Annotated in this window: 10 protein-coding genes; 4 read left to right on the plus strand and 6 right to left on the minus strand. The window is 35.6% G+C overall.

The genetic code is table 11. The features are described 5' to 3' along the window. Positions 1 to 117 precede the first annotated feature (117 nt). The 6 genes from MUW73_RS02435 to MUW73_RS02460 form a co-directional block, all read right to left on the minus strand. On the minus strand, positions 118 to 1,623 hold the full coding sequence (locus tag MUW73_RS02435; RefSeq protein WP_243017964.1) for a carboxypeptidase M32: 1,506 nt from the start codon (positions 1,621 to 1,623) through the stop codon (positions 118 to 120). An 80-nt stretch (positions 1,624 to 1,703) separates the two neighbouring features. Next, a complete protein-coding gene (gene recG / locus MUW73_RS02440) occupies positions 1,704 to 3,791 on the minus strand; it encodes an ATP-dependent DNA helicase RecG (protein WP_243017963.1) in 2,088 nt (695 codons plus the stop codon). Between the two features lie 599 nt (positions 3,792 to 4,390). Next, positions 4,391 to 5,974, minus strand: a complete 1,584-nt coding sequence (locus tag MUW73_RS02445) for an ankyrin repeat domain-containing protein (RefSeq protein WP_243017962.1) — start codon at positions 5,972 to 5,974, stop codon at positions 4,391 to 4,393. A gap of 108 nt (positions 5,975 to 6,082) precedes the next feature. After that, entirely contained in the window at positions 6,083 to 7,537 is a 1,455-nt protein-coding gene (locus tag MUW73_RS02450) for a sodium:solute symporter family protein (protein WP_243575219.1), read from the minus strand. Between the two features lie 67 nt (positions 7,538 to 7,604). After that, positions 7,605 to 8,168, minus strand: coding sequence for an ankyrin repeat domain-containing protein (locus tag MUW73_RS02455; RefSeq protein ID WP_243017959.1), 564 nt, complete (start codon positions 8,166 to 8,168; stop codon positions 7,605 to 7,607). After that, on the minus strand, positions 8,143 to 9,204 hold the full coding sequence (locus tag MUW73_RS02460) for an ankyrin repeat domain-containing protein (RefSeq protein ID WP_243575220.1): 1,062 nt from the start codon (positions 9,202 to 9,204) through the stop codon (positions 8,143 to 8,145). The genes MUW73_RS02455 and MUW73_RS02460 overlap by 26 nt, the downstream gene beginning before the upstream one ends. 347 nt (positions 9,205 to 9,551) lie before the next feature. On the opposite strand from MUW73_RS02460, the gene MUW73_RS02465 reads away from it, so the two are divergent. The 4 genes from MUW73_RS02465 to MUW73_RS02480 are packed head-to-tail and all read left to right on the plus strand — an operon-like array spanning position 9,552 to position 13,402. Further along, positions 9,552 to 10,856, plus strand: a complete 1,305-nt coding sequence (locus MUW73_RS02465) for an anaerobic C4-dicarboxylate transporter family protein (protein WP_243017957.1) — start codon at positions 9,552 to 9,554, stop codon at positions 10,854 to 10,856. Between the two features lie 19 nt (positions 10,857 to 10,875). Further along, complete coding sequence (locus tag MUW73_RS02470) at positions 10,876 to 12,042, plus strand: anaerobic C4-dicarboxylate transporter family protein (protein WP_243017956.1); 1,167 nt, start codon at positions 10,876 to 10,878, stop codon at positions 12,040 to 12,042. A gap of 42 nt (positions 12,043 to 12,084) precedes the next feature. Next, positions 12,085 to 12,375 (plus strand): YbaB/EbfC family nucleoid-associated protein, encoded by a 291-nt coding sequence (locus tag MUW73_RS02475; RefSeq protein ID WP_243017955.1) that lies wholly within the window; start codon positions 12,085 to 12,087, stop codon positions 12,373 to 12,375. Further along, a complete protein-coding gene (locus tag MUW73_RS02480) occupies positions 12,359 to 13,402 on the plus strand; it encodes a glycosyltransferase family 2 protein (protein WP_243017954.1) in 1,044 nt (347 codons plus the stop codon). Before MUW73_RS02475 ends, MUW73_RS02480 begins: the two co-directional genes overlap by 17 nt. Positions 13,403 to 13,492: the final 90 nt, after the last annotated feature.

The raw sequence follows: 13,492 nt of genomic DNA on the forward strand, positions 1-13,492 counted from the left end.
CAGTGTCAGGAACAGATACTGATAAAAATGATATTATTTTTTTAAAGCCTTCTTAATCAACTGATTCCTTCAGTTGACGCCATTGCACAAACACCTACCATAGTAGTTCTACTAGTTCTATGCAGCAAAAAGTGCTTTATACTTATTTGAAAGATAATCTTTATAAGGTTCTACAGATATCGGACAACCGGTAATACGCTTCATACTTTCTTGCGCATTATACATTCTACCAAATCGATGAATCTCTTGGCGCAACCAGTCATTTATAAAGGTAAACGATCCATTAGTTACTTTCACTTGCCAGTCTGGAAAAGATTTAGCAAAGGCAGCAAAATATTGGGCTGCATAAATATTACCTAATGCGTAACTTGGAAAGTAACCAAAATAACCTGAAGACCAATGAATATCTTGTAAACACCCTTCTGAGTCATTTTTAGGTGTAATACCTAAAAGTTTTTGCATAGCGGTATTCCAAATCTCTGGAATATCTGTTACATGAATTGTTCCTTCTATTAACTGTTTTTCTATTTCAAATCTAAGAATAATATGCAACGAATAGGTTACTTCATCTGCATAAATACGAATATGCGAAGCTTTCACATGGTTAATATGTCGGTAAAAATCAGCAAGTGATAGTGAATTAAACTGAGGAAATTGTTTTTGAAATAGAGGGTAAATATAAGACCAAAAAGGCAAAGATTTGCCGATCATCACTTCCCACCATCTGGATTGACTTTCATGTAATCCCATAGAGGCAGCCTGACCAGCAGGTGTAGCCCATTCCTCTTTGGGAAGGCCTAACTCATAAAGTCCATAGCCACCTTCGTGTAAAACAGCAAAAATATGTGCCAACAAACCACCATTAAAACTAGTGGTTAATCTTACATCAGAAGGATGTATTCCAGAACAAAAAGGATGAACAGAGCAATCTAACCTACTATGTTCACCCCCAATCCCCATCGCCTGTAAGAGCAAATAACCAAACTCCATTTGTGCTGCTTGTGGAAAAGAATACTTAAAATAGCCCTCATAAGGGCTATCTTTTCCATTGGTTCTTCTTACAAGAGAAGATAAAAAATCAGATAAATCAGCAAAAAGAATGGATAAGGTAGAAGTGTTTACACCAGGTTCATATAAGTCGATAAGGGCATCATAAGGACTATCTAGATAGCCTAACAGATTGGCTTTTTCTCTATTAAGAGTTACAATCTTCTCAAGCCAGGGGCTAAATAAAGAAAAATTCGCAGCTTGTCGCGCTTTTTTCCATACTTCTGTTGCAGTGGTGGTAGTGGTATAGTAGGCCTCAACAAAATCTTGAGGTAGTTTGTTGTTTTTTTTAAAATCTCTACACCATTGCCTAAGGTTGGATTGTTGCACTAAGGATAACCCTTGCAATTTAACTGTTTCCGTATCGATATCGATCATTTCGGCTAATGTATCGCGATACATACTACTAGTTGCTTCTGTATGTGCTAGGCTAGCCATGTAAGCAAGTTGTTTAGCACGAATATCAATTGCACCAGCAGGCATATAAGTTTGTTGATCCCATGACAAAAGCGCCTCCACTTGATGGAGCAAGCGAATGTGGCTAAATTTTTCTACAAAACTTTTGTACAGTGACATAGTGAACTGTTTATAAGTATTGATTGAGCGTCTATGAAAAGACCAAACAAAAAAATTAAAAAAGGTTCTTTACGCTATCTTTATCCTATTTTATTCCAATATCCAGCTACAGCAAGTAATCTAGTATATTCTCTATGAATTGGCAAGTTAATGGGATGCTGAAAATCCGGATCTTGTTCAATGATTGCTTTAGCTACATCACGCGCTACTTCTAAAATAGCAGCATCTTTTGAGAGATCAGCTATTTTTAAATTTAAGGCACCACTTTGCTGCAATCCCATTAGATCCCCTGGACCACGGAGTTTAAGATCCAACTCCGCTATTTCAAACCCATTACTTGTTTTAACCATGGTTTCTATTCTTTCTTTACTTGTTTTGTTTAAACGATAATCGGTCATTAAAATACAATAGGATTGTTCACTACCACGGCCGACCCTTCCACGCAACTGGTGCAATTGAGATAATCCAAATCGCTCCGCACTTTCTATAACCATCACTGTTGCGTTAGGTATATTAACACCTACCTCTATAACCGTCGTAGTAACTAGAATACGCGTCTCATTTTTTTCAAAACGCTTCATTTCTATATCCTTAGCCACGCTATCCATTTTGCCATGTATCATTCCAATAGTAATATCGGGAAAAGCCCTAGTAATAGATTCATAACCAGCCATTAGATGATTATAATCCAATGAAGCAGAGGCTTCAATAAGGGGGTAGACTATATATATTTGTCTACCCAATAAAAGTTGTTCTCTTATAAATTGAAAGACTTTTAAACGAAAGTTTTCATAAAAGTGTTGTGTCTTAACAGGTTGTCTACCTGATGGTAATTCATAAATAGTAGAAAGATCCAAGTCACCATAAAAAGTCATAGCTAAAGTTCTTGGAATAGGAGTAGCGGTCATAATGAGTATGTGAGGTGCATAAATTCGATTTTTCGTTAAAAGACCAGCACGCTGTGCAACACCAAAACGATGCTGTTCATCTATTACAAAAAAACCTAACTCATGAAACGAAACGTCATCGCTTAGCAAGGCATGCGTGCCCACTATAATGTGTAGTATGCCTACTTTAAGTCGATATAAAATATGTTCCCTTTCCTTCTTTTTAGTACTCCCTGTAAGTAAAGCAATATGCAGGTTCAACTGCTGGCTAAAAAGGCAAAAACGTTCAAAATGCTGTTTGGCCAAAATTTCAGTAGGAGCCATAATCGCCACTTGCGCCCCATTACCTATTGCCATGAGCATGGCAAGAAAAGCAACAATGGTTTTACCACTTCCTACATCACCTTGTAGAAGCCTATTCATCTGCTTACCAGAACTTAAATCCCTATATATTGCTCTGATAGTCTCCTTTTGACCATTGGTCAAGCTAAAAGGTAAATGATTATGATAAAATAGGTTGAATAACGATAAATCATTAAAGATTTTACCTTTTTCTTTTTCTGAACGTACTTGCCTTACTTTAAGCAATTTTAACTGAATAAAAAACAACTCCTCAAACTTAAGTCTCCTTTGAGCTTGTTTTAATAGGGTTTGGTTAGTAGGGAAATGAATATGTATAAAAGCTTCTACTAAAGATGGAAGTCGATAACGTATCAATAGGTAACCTGGTAAAGTTTCTTCTATAACTCCACTGAGTTGAGCCAACAACTTTTTTTGTAAAGAAGCAATTTTTTTATTATCCAGTTGATTTCTTTTTAGCTTTTCTGTACTATGATATACGGGCAACAAGTTGCTTGTTTTATATGCTTTATCGATTACCGAATTTATTTCCGGATGAATAATTTGTTTTTGGCCATTTGGTAAAAAAATGGGCTTACCCCAAACATAGTAAAGTACATTAGCTTTTATTTTCTTTATAATCCAGGAAATACTATGAAACCATATAAGATTTAACTGTCCTGTATTATCTTCAAATAGTGCTACCAATTTTTTTTTTCCCTTATCGATTTTTTGCAGCTTTCTAATGTAACCTTGTAATTGTACACTTGCAGGGGTAAGGGTTAATGATGCAATAGTAGATTGGGTACTTCGATCTTCATACCGAAATGGATAATACTTCAAAAGATCTTCATAAGTATGTATACCCAGTTCATCCTTAAGTAATTGTCCTTTATCTAATCCTGCAAGGAGTGTTATATCTCTGGAGAAAAAATTATCCATAATTAAGAAAGGTTCAAGGTAGGATAAACGTTTTATGATTAGACTGAGCAAGCTCAGCAACAAGCTTACTTATCCACACTTATCTAGGAGTTATTATAAGTAATTTGATATAAATCAAGAAACTTATTTTTATTAGGCTGTGGATTTGTGTAAAAGTATAACTTCTAAAATAAGATTGTGTATAATCGTACTTAGTAGATTGCATTTATCCACCAACCGATCGGGATCAGAAATGGGTATTTACTTTCTTCAATCATTAACTTTATATGGCCTGAATATAGTTGATTAAAAAGTAATTATACTTAAAATACTTGTAAAAGTAATGTAGTTTTTGCTTGAATATACCGCTTCATCAAATTTTTATTCTCTAGTAGATGGACCTTTCAGCTATAGAGTAAGGAGAAGAATTGTTAATAAAAAGTATATAACTATATTCTTAATAACTTTGGTTGTATCTTGACTCTACATGTTCACTTAATCATTTTTAAGTTATCTACCTTGTTAAGGTAACTAGTAATGTAGATAAATGGATAAGTTTTTGTGGACAGCTTACTTATCTATATAAGGTTGATAACTCTTATCTATTTGGCCCAGTTTCTCTAAAAAGAGCTTATTGAAAAGCATACAGGCTTTGCGCATTGCTCCTTATAATTGTTAGGAGTACCGGACAAAGGCTTACAGTAGAGGGGATGGCCGATACCACTGCTCGCATGCGTTACTGCGCTATCACAGGTTAGTTGGCTATCATAGCTATCATCACTTTTTGGACTAGGAGACATGCTTACATCATCAAACATTAGTTGGCTATCAAGGCCTAGTATATTATTACACAAAATTAACCAATTCGTAATTTTCTGGCATGTATAATAGTGTTCCGAACCCTGTCCGTAGGGAAAGTTTTGGTGGAAAGATTTGTAAGCGCCTAGAACTAGATTTCGGTATTGAGCACGTAACAAATTATATTGGTTACGAAAGACACCTGATTTCCATAAGGTTTTAAATCCAAGTAACATATCTCTTAAATCAGTTATTGCTCGTTTCTGACGCTTAGACGCTAATCTTCTCGAACGGCATAGACGCTCGCATAAGTTTAAAACTTTATTAAACATCTGATCCATAGAAAAAATAGTTACTCCTTGGCTATTTTTTAGACATAGGCTAGCACCATACTTCAGTAAGTATCCAACTATAACAGGTTCATTTCTTCCAAAAGCCAAATGTAAAGCGGTTTTTCCTGAACTATCTTTTATGTTTGGATCAGCTCCAAGCTCTAATAGGCATTGAACTTGTTGAGAGTTAGCGTTTTCAATGGCAAAATGTAGGGCCGTATGATATTTACCAGGAGCATATTCAACTTGTTGGTCTAAAAAACAACTTTTTATATCCAGAGGCAGAAGTTTTATATGCGAAAGCAAAGAAGTATCATCATTAAGCCAAGGCTCTATATCAACTAGATGACGTACCAAGCAAAGTATCATTGCTATTGAATCAGATCTAGAACGTAATAGTGCTTTGTAAAGCAAGCTATAATTACCTGATTTTAAAGGCATACAAATAATTTGGCGTATTTGGGAGGGGTCTGATTGATATATTTGGCATATACTTGATAGTACTGTATTGACTACATCTATAGGAGCGCGTTCGACTGCTGATGATAAGGCCTCGTTAAAAGCCACTGTTGAAATGATATAATCATGCGTAAGCGATTTGAATTTTTTTAATGAATCTGATTGAAGTGTTTGAGCATGACTTGAAAGCTTGTTTAATAAAATGGCTATTTTACTAAGTGTTTGGCCAGACGAATTCTCAAGTGCGGTAGTAAAGCCTTCTTTCAATGGTGTTAGTGAACTTAGTAAATGTACCAATATATTAGCTAAAGAGCTAGCAGCTTGTTGTTGCTCTTCGCTTTGTGAAAGCATTATATGAATTTCACATTCAACTATACATTCAAATTTTTGGATGCTACACTCATTAAGGTGTTGAATATACCTGGCATAAATTTTCTCAGAATCAGTGCCAGAAAAAGATTGACTAAATAGGTTAGTTTCAGACATTGATTCAACAGACTGCTTAACATCATGTTTAACAGTTGTTTGGCTACAGCTAGCAGTGCATAGCAAAAGCATTACAAAGCCTATTGCTACTAAGTTGGAATGACTAGTGAAGGATTTATTGTGTTGCATGCAAACCGATATTAAATAGAAATAAATAGATTACAATTTTATAGTAAGCAATAAAAATAATTTAAACAAGCATTTTTATATTTTCTCTATGATCTTTTAGTTATGAAGTTATTTAATTTGTTGAAATGCATCATTTGAATCTTTTGCATCCTTTGAGTGCCGGAATAAATAATGTGCAGTAAGCATGGCTGAACCATTTAACAACATGCATAAAAAACTACTATTGTCTGTGCCGAGTATAGGATAGATCCATTTGCGCCAAGTAAAAACACTTAGTATACCTATTAGCATACCTATTAACGCAATACGTTCAGTAGTACGGAATCCTAAAACAGCTAAAATAAATGGAGCCCCTACTATAGGCAGATACCAACGGATATACCAGTTAATTGCACTACCTACAATCCAGAAGTCCCTAATAATCAAGGCGGTACCGATACTAAGCATAGCTATTACTAATATAGCAGCATGCGCTATCCTATAATAATATAAACAGGAAGGATTTTTTCTAAAGTGACTTGGCCATATAATGGGTAGTATATCATAACTGATCATAACCGCACAGATATGTAATCTAGAATCAGCTGTGGACATAGCTAAAGCTAATAAACAAGTCGCAATCATACCTTTTAAAAAAGGAGAAATATGGGCCATTATATAATGCCAAGTATCGGGTTCTGATAAATTCGGTGGTATCCATACAAAGGTAAATAAACCAACTAGCGCGCAACAAAGCATGATCATAAAGCCCAAAATAGCAGCATATAAAAACATTTTTTTTGCTTGAAAGGGACTAGAAGACATATAGACATTTTGCATAAAAGCAGGTTCTATACAGCTAACCAGAGCGGAGAGGTATCGTAATGTAGTGACTAGCTTGTTATAATTAGGAAATAGGCTTCGCAAATGAAATTTTTTTTGACTGGTTACAGATGCAATTATTTCATAAAACGAACGATCTGTTTGTTTAAACATAAACCAAGCTAAGGTGCAAATGAGGCAACAAAAGGTAATCCATTGCCATATATCTGTAAAGACAACTGCGCGAATTCCCCCAAAGGTAGCATAGCTAACAAGCATTAGAGCGGCTAGTATGGTAATGAGTAATGGGTTAACTGAGTTTATACATATACTTATAACTCTAGACATGATATAAACTTGCGCAGCAATAAGCGTAGTAGAAAAACCAACACTCAATAAAGCGGTAATAACCCTTGTATATTTCCCATATGCACGCCCCATGGTTTCTGGCATTGAGATATGATACATAAACTGAGACATACGTGTGCTTAACCAACTGAGCATAGAAAAGGCAGCAATAATACCAAAGCATCTAAAACCGACCCAGTAGATTCCATGACAGAATTGTGTTATGTTAGTGGTGAGTGTGCCTCCGCCATAATAACAAGCTAATGCAGTAGATACCAAACTGGCCGTAGAAAATTGCCTATTGCCTACAGCATAGGCTCGAAAGGTGGTAAATCTTCTAACAGTGCAAAAAACGACCAATAAAGTTGATAATAAAAAAGCTATTATCATAAGTAATTGTATATCAAACAACATAAAGATAAGTTATAATCTAATGTTTAGAGGTAAATAATTTAAAAGTTTGGTCAGTACTTTTTAGTTATTAAAAAGCATATAGACTGTAAGTATCTATCGGTTTAGTTACAGAAGCAACCGATAAAGGCCTATAATATAGTGGATGCCCCAAACCACTGCTGGCACAAGTTGCCGTGCTATCACAGCTTCTTTGGTCCGGATCCATTCTGGCATATTGGTATACCTCTAACCAGATTAGTATTTCTTCGGTCGGCAAATTCAACGGACATTCAAGTCTACTCAAATCGCACACCTGATTTTTTATAGCCTCTAGGAGTAGCTCCTCTTGACTATCATATGTTGTGAAAGGTCTTTCTAACAAATGGTCCACATAGCTTTTTAATCTTTGTAAGTGTTCGAGTAATATTGCTTTTGGAAGGTCTAAAATATGGTTTGAACAGCTTACCAATTTTGGATTTAGGGCCCGTTCTAAGATGCGTTTTGGAGAAAGAGCAGGTTTCCCTAAATGATCTTGTGTACTTGGATTAGCACCAAATTTTAGTAAAAATTGAATGATTTCAACAGAAGCATGTTTAGCAGCGATATGGAGAGGAGTCTGTCCTGAACTATCTTCTAATATTTGGATTAGCACCCAGTTTTAGTAAGCATTGCACTAGCGCAGGCTCGTTATTTTCAATAGCCAAATATAGTGCAGTTTGGTATTTAGTAGGTGTGGACTGAACTGGTTGACCTAAAAAATAGCTTTTTATTGCTATATCCTGAGGAAAATAGTTCATAACATGACTCAGATTACTCACTAAGCATTCTATCACTTCTTCTGCATAACTACAGCTCAATAATGCTCTAGCAAGCATAGTATTCCACTTATTGTCACTGTTAGTACCTACATCTAAAGGTGTACAAAGCATTTTGAGGTATTGTTTGGGTCCAGATAGTTCCAATACCATTCGCAGGAGGGTACCTATTAGTTTTACATGGCCGTAGTTAGCTGCTGATAATAGCGCTTCCTTAAATTTTAAGCGTTCAAATATATGTTTATTAATAAGTGATTTTAGTACTTCTAATTGATCAGAAAAGCTACTATTTTTAGCTTTTTCCTCCTGTTGGAGGCAGCTTGCAAGCATCTTTGATATAAATGCTATTTTTTCTAATATTGGACTAGAAATACTATCATATTGATTATTAGCTTCTATAGCAGAATTCCATCTGGAAGGGAATGTATTTAATAAGCTTATTAATAAATCGTAAAAAAATAATATAACAGATCTCTTTTGGTTCGTTTGACCTGATGAATTGATTGTATCAATGCTGTATGTAACAATATCCTTAAATACGTTAACGTTACAATCATATAGCATACATTTAATATATTGCTTAATATCTTCATCAGTAGTATCTTTGTCAATTTTTTCATAGCTAGCATAACAGCATTTAAGCCGTTCTATTATGTATTCCACGAACTCTTTGTTATAGTTATTAGGTTCAAGCGAAGTATAGTCATTACAACAGTTAATTTCAGAGTTGAAAAATGTGTAGAGCTGATTAGATGACTTACTTATGTTATAGGTGTTTTTTATTTTATTACAAGCACTTGTCAATACAAAAACACATATCCAAACAGCTCGTATTAAGCTGGTAGGTTTGATGAAAGCTCTATCGTATTGCATAGAAAAATACCTTAAGAAAATACCTTAAAATGCAAGAAACAATGAAATGATATTGTATCTTGGGTGCAATTTTATAATACATAATAAAAAACATTTAAACAAATTTTTTTTGATCCTTTCAAGGTAATAGCCATAACTGACACATAGCAAAAATAAGTTGGAAGAAATGATTGATTTGAAATCAATGAAAGTTTTTGATTGGGTAAATTACTTGTATATAAATCTTTTATTATTCGTATCGTTATACCTATATTTGAGTTATTTTGTTTCTCCTAGCATTTTAAAATAAGCAGTAATAGTCTTCCTGTTTGGAACGTTTTTTAATACATAATTAATTTTTTGGTGGCATGCTTTTTATAGGCTTAACTATACTTCTACTTGCTTCTTTTTTGGGCGCTCGTTTACAAGGCATTAGCCTAAGTATGCTGGGAGGTTTGGGCGTATTGGTTATGTTGCTTTTAGGGGCTGCTCCAGCCAATCCCCCTTTTGATGTAATGCTTTGTATTGCTGCAGTAGTTGCTGCAGTTGGTACGATAGAGGCTGCAGGTGGGTTGCGCTACTTGGTACAATTGGCTGAGTTGTGTATCAGAAAACATCCGCGTAGCATCATATATATTAGTCCTATGGTAACTTATGCAATTACCTTCTTAGGTGGTACTAACCACATCGCTTATTCTATTCTTCCTGTTATTGCAGAGGTTTCTAAAGAAGTAGGTATTCGCCCAGAACGACCTTTATCGCTTTCTGTTATTGCCGCTTTACACGGTGCGCTTGCCAGCCCCATTTCTTCTATAATGGTTATTCTAAGCGGATTATTAAATGCTTCTGGAATAGCCATGTTAACCATTTTTAAGATTATCATTCCATCAACAATGGGCGGATTATTAATGGCAACATTTGTAACCAGTCTGCTGAGTAAAGATATGCCAGCTTCGTCAATGGTTGAGCCTAAAATAGTAGCACCTACTGGCCATCTCTCGGACCTGCCTCAAACTTCTACCGTAGCTAAACTTTCTATTGTATCTTTCTTACTCGGTAGTTTTGTTATTGTTTTAATGAATGCTATGCAAACATTGCGCCCATCTTGGATGGTAAATGGCATAAAAGTATCGCTGTCATCTGATGCTATTCTTCCAATTGTTATGCTCTCCACTGCAGCATTGATTATGTTGTTGTGCCGAGTTTCACCTAAGTCTATTACGAGGGGTAAAGCATTTATTGCTGGTGTACAAGGAATGTTTTCGCTTTTGGGTGTTGCTTGGTTAAGCAGTACTTTTGTACAAAGTAATAAACCCGTTTTACTCCAGTTTATATCAGCTTATCTTTCTCACCCTTGGCAATTTGCTATTATTTTAGTTTTAATGGCTGCTATTATGGGTAGCTCGGCTGCCACAATTAAAGCAGTATTTCCATTGGGTATAGCATTAGGCATTCCACCTAAAATATTATTGGCTTCTGCAGCAGCAGTTAATGGTGTTTTTATTATCCCTATTTATCCAACCATGTTGGCTGCTATTAATTTGGATACAACAGGCACCACCCGAATTGGTAAATTTCTTTTTAACCACAGTTTCATGTTACCAGGTTTAATGGCAGTTGCTGGTGCAATTGGCATTGGTTTTTTACTGGTTTATATAGGGGTAGCTGGTTGATAAATGTTTAATGCATTATATGATGATTACAATTGGATGGGGTATCCTCTTATTGCTGCTTATAATAGGGTTGCGTTTGGGTGGCATTTCCGTTGGGTTATTCAGTGGATTGGGCCTGGGTTTATCAACCTTTTGGGTACAACCTGCGGCTCCGCCTCATGATTTAATGCTCTTGCAAGCTACTTGGTTACTTTTGATGGCTACGCTGGAAACAGCTGGTTTTTTTTATCTGTTAAAAAACAAATTCACTGCTTTTCTAGAAAAATCCAACCACGGTTATTCGCTTTTTATTCTGCTGCTTTGCTATGGTTTAGTCTTTTTAACAGGAGATAAAAAGTGGTTATGTCGATCTCTATGTGAAGAAAATAGGCCTGGCAAAAGTAAGGCTCGCTTAATTGTTGCACTTGAGATTGCTGCACATATGGCATTATTAGTTAGTCCTTTATCCATGTTAGGTATGTTTCTTATAATTGTTGTAGGCAATAGTGGGTTACCCATATTGAATCTGTTGGGTATGATGATTGCCATTACAATTGGCATAACAGTAGCCAGTAGTCTCCTGGTTGCACTGATACCTGAGCAATGGCTTGACAAGTTATCTGCCGGGTTTAAAGATTCTGCTAAAAAAGATACCCAAGTTCTACCTGTGTCAAAATATAACGTGCAACTTATCTTTTTACTTTTACTACTCTCTGAACTACTATTTTTACTCATAAAACCTCAATCTAATAGGCTAACTGAGCTCAGTTGTATCCAAAAGATCTTTCCAGTTAGATTTCCTATGTTTTTTTCTTTAGTGATGCTTGCTATTGGAGCGCTAACCATGTTGTCTTGTAAAATAAGACCTGCTCAAATCTTGCAAACTTGTCGATTTAAATTAGGGATGCAACAATTCTTTATATTTTTAGGTCTAACCTGGTTGTTAAATACGCTAATAAGCTATGACAAAGTTTATTTGACACAAATATTGGATGGTATGAGACCTAGTTATTTATTTTATCTGGTTGCAGGGTTGTGTATGCTTTTGATAGATCTGCCTATACTTATTTGGCTTTTTAGCCCACTGCTTATAGCACACCATTGTACTATAGTAATGCTTGCAGTATGGCTTGTGTTCATACATAGTTTAGCCCCTATACGCTATTGTATAATCCAAATCGTGCAAGCTCATAAAAAAAGCAGATGAGCTATTTAACCTTATTATTACATTAATGTTTATCTAATTATTATGGACATAAAAAAGCTATTTGGAGAAATGGACCAACTGCGAGGTACAATGGAGCTGGTCAAAAAGCAGATTGAACAAATTACGATAACCAAAGAAACAGGGGCTGGATTGGTTCAGGTAACGGTGAGCGGGGGTAAAAAACTACTTTCTGTTTCAATAGATGAAACGTTATTGAATAAATCAGATCAAAAAATGGTTCAGGATCTCATAGTAGGTGCTACGAACTTAGCATTGGAAGAGGTAGACCATAAGATCCAAGAAATGATGGAAAAGCATGCAGGAATGGCATAAACAGACTACTTTAACTAATAACCATTCACCCAATCTGGCCATTGTGTTGTTAAACCATAATGGTTTAGCATTACTAAAACAATACTTACCTACCTTATTGCTTTATAGCGATGGCTATCCCATTATAGTAGTCGATAATGCTTCTACGGATGGATCAGTAGCTTATTTACAGCATCAATTTCCGGAGGTAAAATGTATCGTCTATCAGTCTAATTATGGTGTGGCAAAAGGGTATAATTTAGCCCTAAAGCAGATTGAAGCTACCTATTACTTGCTCTTAAACAATGATTTACTCGTTACAGTAGACTGGCTAAAAGGATTGGTAAGCCTTATGGAGGGTAACCCTGCTATTGCATGCTGCCAACCTAAAATACTTTCGCTCATACAACCGGATCAATTTGACTATGCTGGAGGGGCTGGTGGATTTATAGATGATTATGGCTATCCCTTTTGCCGAGGAAGAATTTTTAATCATCTTGAAAAAGATCATGGGCAATACAACGATACACGACCGATTTTTTGGGCGAGTGGGGCGTGTCTATTGGTACGTGCCAAAGCCTTTCATGCACTAGGGGGGTTTGATGAGCTTTTTTTTGCTCATTTTGAGGAAATTGATTTTTGTTGGCGTGCTTATCTTGCTAGTTGGCAAGTTTATTATTGTGCTGACAGCACCGTTTATCATCTAGGAGGGGCTACATTGGCTTATAATAGTCCTAGGAAAACCTACTTAAATTTTAGAAATAGGTTACTGATGCTCTATAAGCATCATGGCAATAATTGGGGTCGTACTACAAAAAATATAGGGTTGAACCTATTAGCTTTTTTTCGGATGGTTGCCCTCACTAAGTTTACAAATGGCTGGGCTATTGTGCGAGCACAAATAGATTTTTTTAGACTTAACAAGGAAGGTTTGGCTAAACCTTCCTTGGCCTACTTGCCTTATAGATATAAAGGGAACATACTATTTGATTTCTTTATCAAAAAAAAGAAATGCTTTTCTGACATTGCTCCTAATAGATTTACGTAGGTTAGTAGACTTTTTAGGAAACTCGCTGTATTTATTTACTATTTTGTCAGGACTACACATAAAAAGAAAAGTATCTATTCACCACTATGG

The organism is Candidatus Cardinium sp. cByotN1, from assembly GCF_022810525.1.
Lineage (GTDB): Bacteria > Bacteroidota > Bacteroidia > Cytophagales > Amoebophilaceae > Cardinium.